Origin of the sequence: Stenotrophomonas maltophilia (assembly GCF_047782825.1) — a bacterium.
Lineage (GTDB): Bacteria > Pseudomonadota > Gammaproteobacteria > Xanthomonadales > Xanthomonadaceae > Stenotrophomonas.
Genome location: NZ_CP180589.1, coordinates 2682592 through 2696735 on the forward strand (window position 1 = coordinate 2682592; position 14144 = coordinate 2696735).

Here is a 14144-nt window from a genome sequence, read left to right on the forward strand (position 1 = left end):
GTACGGTGCGGCGGTTTGATTCCCGTTGCAACCGTCGTGCATCCTCGGGGACTTGTTGCCTCGTTTTCGCTTCCAGGAATGCGCTTTCCATGACTCGTCTCCACGCGTTCAACCGCGACCAGCTGCTGGCCAGCGCCCGCGGTGAACTGTTCGGCGCCGCCGCCGGCCGTCTGCCCAACGACCCGATGCTGATGTTCGACCGCATCACCGAAATCCGCGAGGACGGCGGACCGCATGGCAAGGGCATGGTACGTGCCGAACTGGATATCCGCCCGGACCTGTGGTTCTTCGGCTGCCACTTCATCGGCGACCCGGTGATGCCCGGCTGCCTGGGCCTGGATGCCATGTGGCAGCTGACCGGCTTCTACCTGACTTGGCTGGGTGCACCCGGCAAGGGCCGCGCGCTGGGTTGCGGCGAGGTGAAGTTCACCGGCCAGGTGCTGCCGGAAGCCAAGCTGGTGCGCTACGAGATCGATATCACCCGCGTCATCAACCGCAAGCTGGTGATGGCCCAGGCCGATGCCCGCATGTACGTGGATGACCGCGAGATCTACAACGCCCGCGACCTGCGCGTGGGCCTGTTCACTGAAACCGGGAGCTTCTGATGCGTCGCGTCGTCATCACCGGCATGGGCATCACCTCGTGCCTGGGCAATGATCTGGATACCGTTTCCTCGGCACTGCGCGAAGGCCGCGCCGGCATCACCGCCCTGCCCGACCACGCCGACGCCGGCCTGCGCAGCCAGATCGGCGGCCGCGTGGACCTGGACCTGGATGCGCAGATCGACCGCAAGCAGAAGCGCTTCATGAGCGATGCGGCCGCCTTTGCCTACATCGCCATGCGCGATGCGATCGCCGATGCCGGCCTGTCGCCGGAACAGGTGAGCGCGCTGCGCACCGGCCTGATCGCCGGTTCCGGCGGTGGCTCCAGCGAATGGCAGGTGGGTGCCGTCGACCTGCTGCGCGCCCGTGGCGTGCGCAAGGTCGGCCCGTACATGGTGCCGCGCACGATGTGCTCCACCGTGTCGGCCTGCCTGGCCACCGCCTACCAGATCAAGGGCGTGAGCTACTCGCTGTCGGCTGCCTGCGCGACCTCGGCGCACTGCATCGGCGCGGCGGCGGACATGATCCGCCACGGCGCACAGGACATCATGTTCGCCGGTGGTGGTGAAGACCTGCACTGGTCGATGAGCGTGATGTTCGATGCGATGGGCGCGCTGTCCACCAGCTTCAACGACACCCCGGCCAGCGCCTCGCGCCCGTATGACAAGGACCGCGACGGCTTCGTCATCGCCGGTGGCGGCGGCATGCTGGTGCTGGAAGATTACGACCACGCCGTCGCCCGTGGCGCGCGCATCCATGCCGAGCTGATCGGCTACGGCGTGACCTCCGACGGTGCCGACATGGTCGCCCCGTCCGGTGAAGGCGCGGTGCGCTGCATGAAGATGGCACTGCAGAATGTGGACCGTCCGCTGGATTACCTGAACACCCACGGCACCTCCACCCCGCTGGGCGATGTGACCGAGCTGGGCGCGATCCGCGAAGTGTTTGGCGATGCGGTGCCGCCGCTGTCGTCCACCAAGGCGCTGTCGGGCCACTCGCTGGGCGCGGCAAGCGTGCACGAGGCGATCTACTGCCTGCTGATGATGCGCGATGGTTTCGTGGCCGGTTCGGCCAACATCACCGAGCTGGACCCGGCGGTGGAAGGTTTCCCGATCCTGCGCGAAAGCCGCGAGCAGAAGCTGGATACGGTGATGTCCAACAGCTTCGGTTTTGGTGGCACCAACGCGGCGCTGGTGTTCGGCCGGGTGTGAGGGGAAGGCGTGCCGACCAACGGTCGGCACCCACCGGAGCGGTAGCGCCGGGCCATGCCCGGCGGGCGCGGTGATCGCGCGGATGTAGAGCCGAGCCCATGCTCGGCTCAGTGCCAACCAAGGTTGGCATCTACCAGAGCGGTAGAGCGTGCCGACCAACGGTCGGCACCCACCAGGGCGTGATCGGCACCCACCGGAGCGGTGGTCCCACCGTCAGGTTGGCAGCAGCGGCACCAGCAGTGCGTGGGCATCCACCAGCGAGCCGACGATGCGGTGGCCCAGCGCGCGCAGTTCTTCATCCGGATGCACCAGGTCGGGCACCTGGATCACGGTCATGCCCGCCGCCAGCGCGGCGCGGGTGCCGGCCGGTGAGTCCTCAAGCGCCAGGCAGCGTTCCGGCGCTTTCCCCAACCGCTGTGCTGCCAGCAGGTAGATGTCCGGCGCCGGCTTCGGGTGGGCCACATCACCACTGGTGATGACCGCATCGAAATACGGCAGCAGGCCGGCCGCGGCCAGCTTGCGGTTGGCCCGCGGTTGCCGCGTGGTGGTCGCCACCGCACGCGGAATCGCGTGCGCCTTCAGCAGTTCCAGCAGCTCCAGGATGCCCGGTCGCAGCGGCAGGCCGGTCTGCGTGCGCGCTTCATACAGCTCATGGCAGCGTGCGGCCATCGCCTCGATCATGCTGTCCTGCACGCCCTGGCCGCGCAGCAGCGCCTGGCTGTCGCGGTCACCCAGACCAACCATGCGCACGAAGAACGTTTCATCCAGGGGCAGCCCGGATTCGGCGGCCGCCTGGCTCCAGCACGCGATCGACACCCGTTCGCTGTCGATCATCAGGCCGTCCATGTCGAAGATGACGGCATCCGGAAGGAACGGCAGCGCAGCGAGTGAAGTCATGGAGCGAACAGCGTATCCAGGTCGGTGGGAGTCAGCAGCCGCCACTGGCCTTCGTCCAGCTCCTGCAGGTCCAGGCCGCCAACGCGGCTGCGGTGCAGGGCCTGCACGTGGTTGCCGACGGCGGCGAACATGCGGCGTACCTGATGGTAGCGGCCTTCGTGCAGCACCAGGCGCGCCTTGCGCGGGCCCAGCACTTCCAGTTCAGCCGGCAGCAGGGGCGTCTTTTCCGCTTCCAGCATCAGCGTGCCGCTGGCGAACTGCGCCACTTCGTCGCCGCGCAGGTCCTCGGCCAGTTCCACTTCGTAGACCTTGGGCAGCTTCGACTTGGGCGAGATGATCCGGTGCAGCAGGCCACCATCATCGGTCAACAGCAGCAGCCCGCTGGTCTCACGGTCCAGGCGGCCGACGGTGGACAGCACCGGGTCGCGGTCGCGGAAGCGCGGCGGCAGCAGGTCGTAGATCAGGCGGCCGGTGTCCTTGGTCGAGCAGGTGTAGCCGGCCGGCTTGTACAACGCCAGCGACAGGCCGGCCGGCGGGTCCAGCGGCTCGCCATCAACCCGGATCGCCTCGTGCGGGACCTGGTCGTCGGCGTACAGCACCTCGCCGTCGGCGTCGGTAACGCGGCCTTCGCGGAACATCCACTGCACCTGCTTGCGGCTGCCGTAGCCCAGGTTGGCGATGAGCTTGACCAGCTTCACTTGCCCTTCCCCTTCACCGCTTCCACCAGCTTGAAGCCATCACGCTCGGCCACCACGCGCACCGCGCCGAAGCTCTCGTTAAGCGTGTACTCATAGGGCAGATGGCGGTTGGCCACCACGTACAGGCGGCCGCCAGGACGCAGTGCCTGCGCGGCCACGGCGATGAAGCGCTGGCCGATGTCGGGGCGGTCGGCGCGCGAGGGCGTGTGGAACGGCGGGTTGCTGATGATGACGTCGTAGCCCGGCTCGATGCCGGCGGTGACGTCGCGCCACAGGAAGCGCAGCGGCAGCGCGCGCGGCGGCGGTGCCAGGTTCAGTTCGGCCAGGGCCAGGGCACGCTGCTCGGCCTCGTACAGGTCCAGCGCGCTGATCTTCGGGCAGCGCTCCAGCAGTTCGCGCGACAGATAGCCGTAGCCAGCGCCGAGATCGGCGGCACGACCGGCCAGGTCGGCCGGCAGGTGTTCGGCCAGCAGCGCCGAGGCCGGGTCGATGCGGTCCCAGGCAAACACGCCGGGGCGGCTGAGGAAGCGCCCACCCACGATCGGCCGCACCGCGTCCAGGGCGCTCCAGCGCTTGGCCAGGTCGGCGTCATGCTGGCCCTGCAGCGGCGCGGTCCAGTAGACCCGGCAATGGTTCTTGGTCAGGCAACCGCCCAGGCCGGTCAACTGCTTGAGGTCGCCTTCGCCGGAGCGGGCGCCTTCGTTGTTGGACTGGCAAGCCACGATGCGGCCACCGTCGGCCACCAGGGCCAACGCGCGGGCGAACAGCGCGCGGGCCTCTTCACGCTGGCGCGGCGGCAGCACCAGCACCAGCGGGTAGCGGCCCTTGCCGGCGGCATCGTCCAGCTGGCCGCTGACGGTCCAGCCGGCGGCCTGCTGCAGCGGCTGCGCGAACGGGGCGAAGCTCTGCTCGCAGTGCAGTTCGCGGTTGCCGGCCACTTCCCGCAGCGGCCAGCCATCGCGGGCACGCAGGAAGGCGACCGGACCGTCCGGCCAGCGCAGTGTGCCGTTGCTGAACGGCAGGAGCAGGGTCTGCAGGGGGGCGTCGTCGCTGGAGGCCATCGGCGCGGGTACTTCAAGCGTGAGGGCCGTCCATTGTACCGGCTCGGCCGGGTCGGCCCCGGCCGGCGCTTTGCGAAACTTCAACGGGGTGTTGATGTGCCGACAACATCGAAGCGTTCAGGGTAGGGGCTCCCCCAGCAACCCCAGGAGAACCTGCATGCGCGCCTTGTTCGTCGGTGGAGTGGTCGACAACAGTGAAATGGACCTGGAAGGCAGCCATCCCCCCGTGCACTACCCCGAGGACACCGGTGGTGGGCATTCGCGCTACCGCCTGCACCAGGTCGGCCATGGCGCCGATGGCAGCGTGGCCTATGCGGTCTACGGCGCACCGGACCTGGCCGACGAGGAAGTGGCCCGGGTAGCCGATGAACGTGCTTACGCGCGCCGTTTCGAGGCGACGCCGACCCTGTTCGAGCATTGACGTCATCCTTGTAGCGCCCGAGCCGATGCTCGGGCGGCGGCGCAGCCGCGAACAGCAGCCGAGCGTGGGCTCGGCTCTACAAAAGACATCACGCGCCGTGCGCAGGTGTAGCGCCCGAGCCGATGCTCGGGCGGCGGCGCAGCCGCGAACAGCAGCCGAGCGTGGGCTCGGCTCTACAAAAGACATCGCGCGCCGTGCGCAGGTGTAGCGCCCGAGCCGATGCTCGGGCGGCGGCGCAGCCGCGAACAGCAGCCGAGCGTGGGCTCGGCTCTACAAAAGACATCACGCGCCGCGCGCAGGTGTAGCGCCCGAGCCGATGCTCGGGCGGCGGCGCAGCCGCGAACAGCAGCCGAGCGTGGGCTCGGCTCTACAAAAGACATCGCGCGCCGCGCGCAGGTGTAGCGCCCGAGCCGATGCTCGGGCGGCGGCGCAGCCGCGAACAGCAGCCGAGCGTGGGCTCGGCTCTACAAAAGACATCGCGCGCCGCGCGCAGGTATAGCGCCCGAGCCGATGCTCGGGCGGCGGCGCAGCCGCGAACAGCAGCCGAGCGTGGGCTCGGCTCTACAAGGCATCGCGCGCCGCGCGCAGGTGTAGCGCCCGAGCCGATGCTCGGGCGGCGGCGCAGCCGCGAACAGCAGCCGAGCGTGGGCTCGGCTCTACATCGGATCAGGGCGCCTTCGGTGGCAGGCGGCTGACGCTGGCGATCTCGTCCAGCCAGACGTGGTGCTGCTGCACCGGCGTGTCGTAGTCATCCAGGCGCAACTGGCCGTTGCTGCCTTCATCGCCGGATTCGGTGCGGTACTGCTGCACCGTCGGGCGCACCGCCACGGTGCCCAGCAGGCGGCGCCCGTCGTGCAGGGTTATTTCCACCTGCAGCTCACCATCAAGCTGTGGCAGCAGGGCTTCCAGGCGCGCGATCTGCGCCGGATCGGTATGGATACGCGGAGCAATACGGGACATCGGTGAACCTCCTTCAGGGCAGGTTCGCCGATCGGCCGTGAATGCTCAGTGCAATGCCTTGCCCGCGCGTGCGGCGTGCACGCCGCGCACCGCAGACACCAGCTGCGCCACCGAATATGGCTTGGCCACATGTTCCTGGAAGCCGGAGGCCAGCGCGCGGCGGCGATCATCGGCACGGGCCAGCGCGGTCACCGCCACCGCGGGCAGTTCCACCGCATCCACGCCCATGTCCTCGCGCAGCGTGCGCACCAGGCCGTAACCATCCATGCCCGGCATGCCGATGTCGGTCAGCAGCACCTGGTAGTGCAGGTGGCCACTGTCGGCCAGCAGTGCCAAGGCTTCGCCGGCCGAACTGGCAGCCGATACGCTGGCCCCCTGCTCTTCCAGCATGCGCCGCAGGTATTCCAGCACTTCAGGCTGGTCTTCCACGGCCAGCACATGCAGGCCGCGCAGCGGGTACGGCTCGACCACCATCGGTTCCAGGATCGGCCCGCTGAACACTTCGCGCAGCGGCCGGCGGTCGGCATCGGGGATGTACTGCGGCAGGCGCACGGTGAAGGTGGAACCGTGGCCATGGCCCTCGCTGGCCGCGCTGACCGTGCCGCCGTGCAGTTCCACCAGCTGCTGCACGATGGCCAGGCCCAGGCCCAGGCCGCCGTGGCGGCGCGTGGTGGTGCCATCGGCCTGGCGGAAGCGGCTGAACAGATGGTGCAGGAATTCAGGTGCGATGCCGTCGCCGGTATCGCGCAGGGTGATCGTCCAGTAACCGCCGTCTGCGTGCAGCTGCACGTCGATACGGCCCTCGGCGGGGGTGAACTTGATCGCGTTGGACAGCAGGTTCCACAGCACCTGCTGCAGGCGCGTGGCATCGCCCAGCACCAGGCAGGGGTGCTCCGGGGCGTGCACGGTCACATCCAGCGCCTTGCCCTCGGCCACCAGTTCCTGTGCGCCCAGCGCTTCGCCCAGCTGCGCGCGCAGGTCCAGCACCTCCACTTCCAGCTGCACCTTGCCCAGCAGCATGCTGCTCAGGTCCAGCATGTCCGAGATCAGCCGCTTCTGCGCCGTGGCGCTGCTGGCAATCACGTTCAGGCCCTTGTACAGCGGGCTGGTGTTGTCCACACGCTGCAGCAGCAGCTCGCTCCAGCCCAGGATGGTGGTCAGCGGCGTGCGCAGTTCGTGCGACAGTGTGGCCAGGAATTCGTCCTTCAGTCGTGCCATGTTTTCCGCAGCGCTGCGTGCGGCGCGCTCGGACTGCAGCAGTTCCTCGCGGGCCAGCTCGATCTCGCGGCGCTCGGTCACGTCCGGGCTGCTGCCGGCCAGGCCGATGAAGCGGCCCATGCGCGAGAAGCGCGGCCGTGCGTTCATTTCCAGCCAACGCCACTGGCCATCGGCACGACGCGCGCGTACCAGCGCATGCATCGACCGCTGCGCCTTCAGCGCTTCCTGCAGTTCGTATTCGAACACCGAGGCATCGTCGGGATGCACCAGGCCGCGCCATACGTCTTCCGGCACGCGGGTTTCATCGCCGCCGAAGAATTCACTGAAGGCGCTGTTGACGAAGCGGGCATGGCCGCGCTCGTCCAGCACCCACACCGGCATCGGCAGGCCATCGGCCAGCGCGCTGAAGCGCGCCTCGCTCTCGCCCAGCTCGACTTCGATCTGCTTGCGCGCGGTCACATCGAAGAACAGGATGCCCACCTTGTCTTCGCCTGGCCGGCCCACCCGCACGGCATCAACCGCGAAGGAGCGGCCCAGCGCGCGAGCATCCATCTCGAACTGCGCGGGGCGGCCGGTGCGGGCCACCTCGCCGTAGATACGGAACCAGTCGCCCTCGTGCTGGGGCTCCAGCGCACTCATGCGCTTGCCCTGGGGATCCTTCAGGCCGGTGTGGCGTTCGAAGGCTTCGTTGACCTCGATGAAACGGTAGTCCACCGCGCGGTCGCCTTCGAACAGCACCTGGATCACGCAGAATCCGGCATTGATGCGCTCAAGCACGCCGTGATGCAGGTCGGGTTCGGGCGCCGGCGCCATCAAGGGCGGGCGCTCCACAAGGGGCGGCAGTGTGGACAAGGGCGTCGGGGGCAGACCGGATGGAGGTACAGCATCTTCCAGACGGCGTATTCACAGCGTCAAGCGCCGTCAGTCACGCTTGACGACCATGAATTGGCGACAACCGTTGTCGCATACGACGCAATCGGCCATTGCTGGCGCCCCGGCGCAGGATCACACTCGCGCTGTAGACCGACACCGTCCCGATCGCGGGACGCAGGAGACCTGCCATGAACCGTTCGCTCTCCGCCGCCCTGCTGCTGGCCGGCGCCCTGGCCGTGGGCAGCGCCGCCGCTGCGCCGCGCAACGTCACCGATCCGCAGGCACCGCGTGCCCTGCAGGCCGATGGCCCGGTCAGCGTGCAATGGAAGGACCCGGCCCAGTTCACCGAAATCCGCAACAGCACCAACCGCTTCGAGGCTGAACGCGGCGACTGGGTGCAGCAGCTGGCACGTTACGTGCAGACCGCGGCCGCCAAGCCGCTGCAGTCGGGCCAGACCCTGGACGTGACCCTGGTCGACATCAAGCGTGCCGGCGACTATGAGCCGTGGCACGGCCCGCGCGGCGACGACATCCGGATCATGCGCGACATCTACCCGCCGCGCATCACCCTGCAGTACACGTTGAAGGACGCCAGCGGGCGCATCATCGACGAAGGCGAGGCCAAGCTGAGTGACAGCGGCTACCTGCACAACATCGGCCTGAGGAGCGACAGCGATCCGCTGCGCTACGAAAAGCGCCTGATCGATGACTGGGTGAAGCGCCAGCTGACCACGCAGGCGACCGCGGCACGTTGATCAAAGGCCGCCGGGCATGGCCCGGCGCTACCGATGGCACCGCAGATCCCGGTAGCGCCGGGCCGTGCCCGGCGGTCGTGAAGCGTGCATTCCGGTAGTGCCGGCCGCTGGCCGGCATCACCTCAATCCCGATAAACCCGCGCCACGCGCTTCACCGCGCACGGCAGCTGGTAGGCGCTGACGCCGCAGCGCGGGGCCAGTTCAGCCAGGGTCGGCGCCGTGCCCCACAGCTCCACCACGCTGCCGATACCGGCCTGGGCGTGCGCGGTCAGGTCCACGGTCAGCATGTCCATCGATACCCGCCCGATCAGACCGCCCGGTTGCCCGTCGATCAGCACCGGGGTGCCGTTCGGGGCGAACTGCGGGTAGCCATCGGCGTAGCCCAGCGCCACCACGCCCACGCGGGTGCGCGCCTTGGCCACGAAGCGGGCGCCATAGCCCACCGGCTCTCCAGCTTCGATCCAGCGCTCGGCAATCACCTTCGACTGCATGGTCATCACCGGGCGCAGGCGCGCGGTGAGGGTGGTGTCGTCCGGCAGCGGGTTGGCTCCGTACAGCATCAGGCCCGGCCGCACCCAGTCGCTGCGCACGTCCGGCCAACCCAGCAGGGCCGGCGAATTGCACACGCTGGTTTCGCCCTGCAGGCCCTCGATGGCCGCCTTGAAGGTGGCGGCCTGTTCGTGGGTGCGCTCGCTGTCCAGCTCATCGGCGCGCGCCAGGTGGGTCATCATCACGATGCGCTCGACCTGCGGCAGGGCCGACAGGCGCGCGTGCGCGGCGCGGAAACCGGCCACGTCCAGGCCCAGCCGGTGCATGCCGCTGTCCAGCTTCAGCCAGACGGCCAGCGGGCGCGGGCTGTCGAACGCGGCCAGCGCCTCCAGCTGCCACGTCGAACCCACCGAGAACCACAGGTCATGCTCGGCCACCAGCGGCAGTTCGCTGGGCTCGAAGATGCCCTCCAGCAGGAGGATCGGCGCGCGGATGCCAGCCTGGCGCAGTTCCAGCGCTTCCTCGATCGTGGCCACGGCAAAGCCATCGGCCTCGCCTTCCAGCGCCTGCGCGCAGCGCACCGCGCCGTGGCCGTAGGCATCGGCCTTGACCACCGCCAGCGCCTTGCCGCCGCCCAGTTCGCGGGCCAGCCGGTAGTTGCTGCGCAGCGCGCCCAGGTCGATCAGCGCGCGGGCAGGACGCATGCGCGGCTCTCCTGTTGCGGGGCCTGGCCATACTGGCCGTAGCGGAAGATATCCAGGCCTTCGGTGCTGATCTGCGGCTGGCGCGCGCTCATCAGGTCGGCCAGGTAACGGCCCGAACCGCAGGCCATGGTCCAGCCCAGGGTGCCGTGGCCGGTATTCAGGTACAGGTTGCGGAACGGGGTGGCGCCGATGACCGGCGTGCCGTCCGGCGTGGCCGGACGCAGGCCGGTCCAGAACTCGGCCCGGGCCAGGTCGCCGCCCTTCGGGTACAGGTCGCGCACCACCAGTTCCAGGGTTTCGCGGCGGCGCTGCGACAGCGACAGGTCGAAACCGGCCACCTCGGCCATGCCGCCCACGCGGATGCGGTTGTCGAAGCGGGTGACGGCCACCTTGTAGCTCTCGTCCAGGATGGTCGAGGTCGGTGCCATCGCCGGGTCGGTGATCGGCAGGGTCAGCGAATAGCCCTTCAGCGGGTACACCGGCAGGCGCATGCCCAGCGGCGCGACCAGGCCGGGCGAATAGCTGCCCAGCGCCACCACGAAGCGGTCGGCGGTTTCCAGCTTGCCGCCGATACGCACGCCGGTGATGCGGTCGCCATCGAATTCCAGGCCACTGATGTCCTGGTCGTAGCGGAACTCGACGCCGGCCTCGGCCGCCATCTGCGCCAGGCGGCGGGTGAACAGCTGGCAGTCGCCGGTCTGGTCACGCGGCAGGCGCAGCGCGCCCACCAGGCCGTCGACATGGGCCAGGGCCGGCTCGGCCTGGATGATGCCGGCACGGTCCAGCACTTCGTAGGGCACGCCGTACTGGGCCAGGATCTCGATGTCCTGCGCCGAGGCATCCAGCTGCTGCTGGGTGCGGAACAGCTGGGTGGTGCCCAGGTCGCGGCCTTCGAATTCAATGCCGATCTGCGCGCGCAGCTCGTTCAGGCAGTCGCGGCTGTATTCGGACATGCGCACCATGCGCGCCTTGTTGATCGCGTAGCGCTCGTGGGTGCAGTTGCGCAGCATCTGCCACAGCCAGCGGTACTGGGCCAGGTCCATGCCCGGCTTGATCGCCAGCGGCGCGTGCTTTTCGAACAGCCAGCCGATGGCCTTCTTCGGCACGCCCGGCGCCGCCCACGGCGAGGTATAGCCGAAGGACAGCTGGCCTGCGTTGGCGAAGCTGGTTTCCAGCGCGGGGCCGGGCTGGCGGTCGATGACCGTGACTTCAAAGCCGGCCTGCCGCAGGTACCAGGCACTGGTGGTGCCGATCACGCCGCTGCCGAGAACGAGGACTCGCATGGAAACTCTCCAACCCGATGATTCCCTGCGTTTGAGCACGCCGGGAGCATAATCGGGGAAGTATATTCCCGCGCATCCAGACGATTTGCCTGATTTCAGCATTGCAGGCAGGATGTTTTCCTGTGATTCACCCCACGAGGTTGACGGCCATGGCCACCCGCCCCCGCGAACTGGACAAGATCGACCGCAGGATCCTGCGCATCCTGCAGGCCGAGGGCCGCATCTCCTTCACCGAACTGGGCGAACGGATCGGCCTGTCGACCACGCCGTGCACCGAACGCGTGCGCCGGCTGGAACGCGAAGGGATCATCACCGGCTACCACGCCCACCTGGACCCGGCAGCGCTGAAGGCCAGCCTGCTGGTGTTCGTGGAAATCAGCCTGGCCTACAAATCCGGCGACATCTTCGAGGAATTCCGCCGCGCCGCGCTGAAGCTGCCCAACGTGCTGGAGTGCCATCTGGTGTCGGGTGACTTCGACTACCTGCTCAAGGCGCGCATCAGCGAAATGGCCAGCTACCGCAAGCTGCTGGGCAGCACCCTGCTGACCCTGCCGCACGTGCGCGAATCCAAGAGCTACATCGTGATGGAAGAAGTGAAGGAGACCTGGGCGCTGCCGATCGCCGATTGAGCGGCTGCGCCAGGATGGGGTCAGAGCCCGCTGCGCGGGATCCGACCCCTTGGGTCGTTGGGCGTCGGGGTCAGATCCCGCGCAGCGGGCTCTGACCCCAGCATCCGTCAACGCTGCTGCGGGTGCTTCTGCGAACCCTGCTGGCGCTGTTCCTGCTGCTTGCCGCCCTTCTGCGGCTGCTGCGGATCCATCTGTTGCTGCTGTTGCTGCTGCGGGTTGCGGCCCTGCTGCTCCTTGCCGGGATGACGGTTCTGCTGGTTTTTCATGATCGCGATCCAATGGACGAAGGACATGCAACGGCGGTTGCCGGTGCAGGGCCACGGTGGTCCCGGCTCGGTTAATCGCAGGCGAAAAAACAGTGATCGGCGCGGCGTTGTTTTCGTGGGTTCAGGCCCGCCCCTCGCACATCACGGCTTGATCTGCTGCCCGTCCCCGGCCGGCACGCTGTCGTAGTAGCGGCCCGTGCGCGAATCGAACACGCGGTTGGGGCCGGCCGGCTTCACCCCGGGCACGATGCGGCCGTTGCGGTCGTACACCTTGTCCTGCACACGTGGGGCCGGTGCCGGCACCGCCTGGGCCGGGCCGGTGGAGCGGATCGGCCTGGGCGGCTGCGGGGCAATGGTCACCGGCAGGTCCGGTCGCACCGGCTGCGGAGGCGGCTGCGGCGCGACCGGCGGCGGGTTCACGCTGTTCGCGCTGCGCGTCGCGGTCGGGCTGGACGACGTCGGCACCTGTGCCTGGGCGACCAGCGGCAGCAGGGCGGACAACAGAAGGGCGAGACGCGGTTTCATGGCACGCTCCATCGTGTGAGACCTCCACCCTGCACCCGCCCCCGTGTGCCGGCCATGAACGGTCATCACACTTGCAACCGCCCGCCTGCACCCCCACGTTTGCCGGCACCCCAGGCCACAACCCCACGGAGAGCCGGCATGAGCGCTTTCGACCTGACGCCCCCCACCGCCACCCAGACCGAGGCCCTCGTCGCCGGCCTCAGCAGCGAAGAGCGCCGTGTGCTGCTGCAGCACGGTACCGAGGCGCCGTTCTGCGGCGTGTTCCTGGACAACAAGCGTGAGGGCGTCTACTGCTGCCGCATGTGCGGCCTGCCGCTGTTCCGCTCCAGCACCAAGTTCGATTCGGGCACCGGCTGGCCCAGCTTCTTCGCCCCCTACGACCCGGCGCACGTCACTGAAATCCGCGATACCAGCCACGGCATGGTCCGCACCGAAATCACCTGCGCCCGCTGTGGCAGCCACCTGGGCCACGTGTTCCCGGATGGCCCGCCGCCCACCTTCGAGCGCCACTGCCTGAACTCGGTCTCACTTTCCTTCGCCGGCAATGGCGAGCCGTGGCCCAATCCGCTGCAGCGCGAAGGCGCAGAGGCCGGCACGGCGGGCTGAACACCCCCGCTGACCGACTTCACAGAATTCCCTCTTCAGAAATACCCGGGCCGGGCCGACAAGGAGATATCCCCTCTCCTTGCGTCGCGCCATGCTCATCATCGTTGGATTCCTGGTCGTCATCATCAGCGTGCTGGGCGGCTACCTCGGCGCCCACGGCCGCCTGGGTGCCCTCTGGCAGCCCTACGAACTGGTCATCATCGGCGGCGCTGCCCTGGGCGCCTTCCTGGTGGGCACCCCGGCCAAGACCGTCAAGCAGACCCTGCAGGCCATGGTGGGCGTGTTCAAGGGCCCGCGCTACAAGCAGCAGGACTACATCGACGTCCTCAGCCTGGTCTATGAACTGCTGAACAAGGCCCGCCGCGAAGGCTTCATGGCCTTGGAAGACCATGTCGAACGGCCGGCCGAAAGCGCCCTGTTCGCCAACTACCCCAAGGTGCAGGCCGACCACCACCTGATCGACTTCATCACCGACTGCCTGCGCCTGATGATCGGCAGCAACATCGAACCGCACGAGCTGGAACCGCTGCTGGAGCTGGAGCTGGAAAAGCACCACGCCGAAGCGATGGCGCCCTCGCAGGTGATGAACAAGGTGGCCGATGGCCTGCCCGGCTTCGGCATCGTCGCGGCCGTGCTGGGCATCGTCATCACCATGGGCTCGATCGGCGGCGACATCGTCGAAGTGGGCGGCCACGTGGCCGGCGCGCTGGTCGGTACCTTCCTGGGCATCCTGCTCGGCTACGGCTTCGTCGGCCCGATGGCCTCGGCGATGGAAGCACGTGCCGAACAGGACAGCCGCATCTACGAATCGGTGAAGACCGCCCTGCTGGCCTGCCTGCGCGGCTACAACCCGAAGATCGCCCTGGAATTCGCCCGCAAGACCCTGCCGTCGAACGTGCGCCCGGCGTTCTCCGATTTCGAGCAGCACCTGAAGACGGTCAAGTAA

Annotated in this window: 16 protein-coding genes; 7 read left to right on the forward strand and 9 right to left on the reverse strand. The window is 68.4% G+C overall.

What is annotated here, in order from left to right; genetic code table 11:
• The first annotated feature begins 89 nt into the window (after nucleotides 1–89).
• Together fabA and fabB are read left to right on the forward strand one after the other, a co-directional pair.
• Nucleotides 90–605, forward strand: coding sequence for a 3-hydroxyacyl-[acyl-carrier-protein] dehydratase FabA (gene fabA, locus ACM2ZB_RS12575; RefSeq protein ID WP_079220498.1), 516 nt, complete (start codon nucleotides 90–92; stop codon nucleotides 603–605).
• Complete coding sequence (fabB, locus tag ACM2ZB_RS12580; protein ID WP_416055681.1) at nucleotides 605–1813, forward strand: beta-ketoacyl-ACP synthase I; 1209 nt, start codon at nucleotides 605–607, stop codon at nucleotides 1811–1813. Before fabA ends, fabB begins: the two co-directional genes overlap by 1 nt.
• Before the next feature lie 213 nt (nucleotides 1814–2026).
• Here fabB and ACM2ZB_RS12585 read toward each other — a convergent pair whose 3' ends face one another.
• The 3 genes from ACM2ZB_RS12585 to ACM2ZB_RS12595 are packed head-to-tail and all read right to left on the reverse strand — an operon-like array spanning nucleotide 2027 to nucleotide 4469.
• Nucleotides 2027–2710 carry an HAD family hydrolase gene (locus ACM2ZB_RS12585; protein ID WP_416055682.1) on the reverse strand — a complete coding sequence of 228 codons (684 nt, stop codon included), beginning with the start codon at nucleotides 2708–2710 and terminating at the stop codon, nucleotides 2027–2029.
• Entirely contained in the window at nucleotides 2707–3408 is a 702-nt protein-coding gene (locus ACM2ZB_RS12590; protein WP_416055683.1) for a pseudouridine synthase, read from the reverse strand. The genes ACM2ZB_RS12585 and ACM2ZB_RS12590 overlap by 4 nt, the downstream gene beginning before the upstream one ends.
• Nucleotides 3405–4469: a class I SAM-dependent methyltransferase gene (locus ACM2ZB_RS12595; RefSeq protein ID WP_416058546.1), complete on the reverse strand. Its 1065-nt coding sequence runs from the start codon at nucleotides 4467–4469 to the stop codon at nucleotides 3405–3407. The genes ACM2ZB_RS12590 and ACM2ZB_RS12595 overlap by 4 nt, the downstream gene beginning before the upstream one ends.
• Nucleotides 4470–4626: 157 nt before the next feature.
• On the opposite strand from ACM2ZB_RS12595, the gene ACM2ZB_RS12600 reads away from it, so the two are divergent.
• Nucleotides 4627–4890: a hypothetical protein gene (locus tag ACM2ZB_RS12600; RefSeq protein WP_416055684.1), complete on the forward strand. Its 264-nt coding sequence runs from the start codon at nucleotides 4627–4629 to the stop codon at nucleotides 4888–4890.
• Between the two features lie 666 nt (nucleotides 4891–5556).
• Here the strand turns inward: ACM2ZB_RS12600 and ACM2ZB_RS12605 are convergent.
• Both ACM2ZB_RS12605 and ACM2ZB_RS12610 read right to left on the reverse strand, forming a co-directional pair.
• Nucleotides 5557–5850: a DUF3247 family protein gene (locus tag ACM2ZB_RS12605; RefSeq protein WP_416055685.1), complete on the reverse strand. Its 294-nt coding sequence runs from the start codon at nucleotides 5848–5850 to the stop codon at nucleotides 5557–5559.
• A 45-nt stretch (nucleotides 5851–5895) separates the two neighbouring features.
• A complete protein-coding gene (locus ACM2ZB_RS12610) occupies nucleotides 5896–7881 on the reverse strand; it encodes an ATP-binding protein (protein WP_416055686.1) in 1986 nt (661 codons plus the stop codon).
• A gap of 248 nt (nucleotides 7882–8129) precedes the next feature.
• Between ACM2ZB_RS12610 and ACM2ZB_RS12615 the strand changes: the two genes are divergently transcribed.
• Nucleotides 8130–8696: a DUF3016 domain-containing protein gene (locus ACM2ZB_RS12615; RefSeq protein ID WP_313439149.1), complete on the forward strand. Its 567-nt coding sequence runs from the start codon at nucleotides 8130–8132 to the stop codon at nucleotides 8694–8696.
• A 122-nt stretch (nucleotides 8697–8818) separates the two neighbouring features.
• Here ACM2ZB_RS12615 and alr read toward each other — a convergent pair whose 3' ends face one another.
• Nucleotides 8819–9889 (reverse strand): alanine racemase, encoded by a 1071-nt coding sequence (gene alr / locus ACM2ZB_RS12620; protein ID WP_416055687.1) that lies wholly within the window; start codon nucleotides 9887–9889, stop codon nucleotides 8819–8821.
• Complete coding sequence (locus ACM2ZB_RS12625; RefSeq protein ID WP_313439155.1) at nucleotides 9868–11172, reverse strand: D-amino acid dehydrogenase; 1305 nt, start codon at nucleotides 11170–11172, stop codon at nucleotides 9868–9870. Before ACM2ZB_RS12625 ends, alr begins: the two co-directional genes overlap by 22 nt.
• Nucleotides 11173–11321: 149 nt before the next feature.
• Between ACM2ZB_RS12625 and ACM2ZB_RS12630 the strand changes: the two genes are divergently transcribed.
• Nucleotides 11322–11801, forward strand: coding sequence for a winged helix-turn-helix transcriptional regulator (locus tag ACM2ZB_RS12630; protein WP_313439158.1), 480 nt, complete (start codon nucleotides 11322–11324; stop codon nucleotides 11799–11801).
• Between the two features lie 107 nt (nucleotides 11802–11908).
• Here the strand turns inward: ACM2ZB_RS12630 and ACM2ZB_RS12635 are convergent, their stop codons facing one another.
• Both ACM2ZB_RS12635 and ACM2ZB_RS12640 read right to left on the reverse strand, forming a co-directional pair.
• Nucleotides 11909–12094 carry a lana protein gene (locus ACM2ZB_RS12635; protein WP_313439161.1) on the reverse strand — a complete coding sequence of 62 codons (186 nt, stop codon included), beginning with the start codon at nucleotides 12092–12094 and terminating at the stop codon, nucleotides 11909–11911.
• A gap of 114 nt (nucleotides 12095–12208) precedes the next feature.
• Nucleotides 12209–12592 (reverse strand): classical arabinogalactan protein 4, encoded by a 384-nt coding sequence (locus ACM2ZB_RS12640; RefSeq protein ID WP_416055688.1) that lies wholly within the window; start codon nucleotides 12590–12592, stop codon nucleotides 12209–12211.
• Nucleotides 12593–12730: 138 nt separating this feature from the next.
• Between ACM2ZB_RS12640 and msrB the strand changes: the two genes are divergently transcribed.
• Nucleotides 12731–13198, forward strand: coding sequence for a peptide-methionine (R)-S-oxide reductase MsrB (gene msrB, locus ACM2ZB_RS12645; RefSeq protein WP_416055689.1), 468 nt, complete (start codon nucleotides 12731–12733; stop codon nucleotides 13196–13198).
• Nucleotides 13199–13289: 91 nt separating this feature from the next.
• On the forward strand, nucleotides 13290–14144 hold the full coding sequence (gene motA / locus ACM2ZB_RS12650; RefSeq protein WP_313439169.1) for a flagellar motor stator protein MotA: 855 nt from the start codon (nucleotides 13290–13292) through the stop codon (nucleotides 14142–14144).